Below are 855 nucleotides of genomic sequence, written 5' to 3'. Positions count from 1 at the left end.
TTTCAACACTAGGCCAAACTCTTTCCAGAATGATTGGTATTTTTCTTCATCATTCTTCGCCATGCGCTCAAGCATAGTCAGTACACGTTTCGTGCATGCATTGCGTAGCGACTGAGTCACTTTGTTGTCTTGTAGAATTTCACGCGATACGTTTAGTGGCAGGTCGTTTGAATCAATCAAGCCGCGTACGAAACGTAGATAAGACGGCATAAACTGTTCAGCATCATCCATAATGAACACACGTTGCACGTACAGTTTCAGACCTGACTTATGATCACGATTCATCATATCCCATGGCGCTTTCGATGGGATGTAAAGTAGGCTAGTGTAGTCGTTTTTACCTTCTACGCGGTTATGGCTCCACACCAATGGATCAGCGAAATCGTGTGAAACGTGTTTGTAGAATTCTTGGTACTCTTCATCTGAGATATCTGCTTTATTACGCGTCCACAACGCTTGAGCTTTGTTGATTTGCTCCCACTTCTTCTCATCTGTCTCTTTACCGTCTTCATCACGCACTACAGTTTGGATAGAAACAGGAATGCCGATGTGATCCGAGTACTTGCTGATGACATCGCGCAAGCGCCATTCATTTAAGAACTCTTTACCTTCGTCACGCATGTGAAGAATGATGTCAGTACCACGAGATTCTTTAGTGATGTTTTCAATGGTGTACTCACCCTCGCCCGCAGAATGCCATTGCACAGCTTCATCTGCTGGCAAACCTGCTGCACGAGTGCGCACGGTCACCGCATCAGCAACGATAAATGCCGAGTAGAAACCAACACCAAATTGACCGATCAATTGCGAGTCTTTGCTTTGCTCTTCTGAAAGCTTTGAGAAGAATTCCGCGGT

1 protein-coding gene is annotated in these 855 nt (G+C 45.1%); it reads right to left on the bottom strand.

The genetic code is table 11. The annotated features are described in order from the left end of the window. A partial coding sequence (htpG, locus tag R8O10_RS24430; protein WP_318191847.1) for a molecular chaperone HtpG occupies window positions 1-855 on the bottom strand: 855 nt, incomplete at both ends.

This window comes from Vibrio sp. 1727 (assembly GCF_033344415.1).
GTDB classification, from domain to species: Bacteria; Pseudomonadota; Gammaproteobacteria; order Enterobacterales; family Vibrionaceae; genus Vibrio; species Vibrio alginolyticus.
The sequence above is the reverse complement of the archived record's forward strand: the minus strand, read 5'-3'. Positions and strand labels throughout refer to the sequence as shown.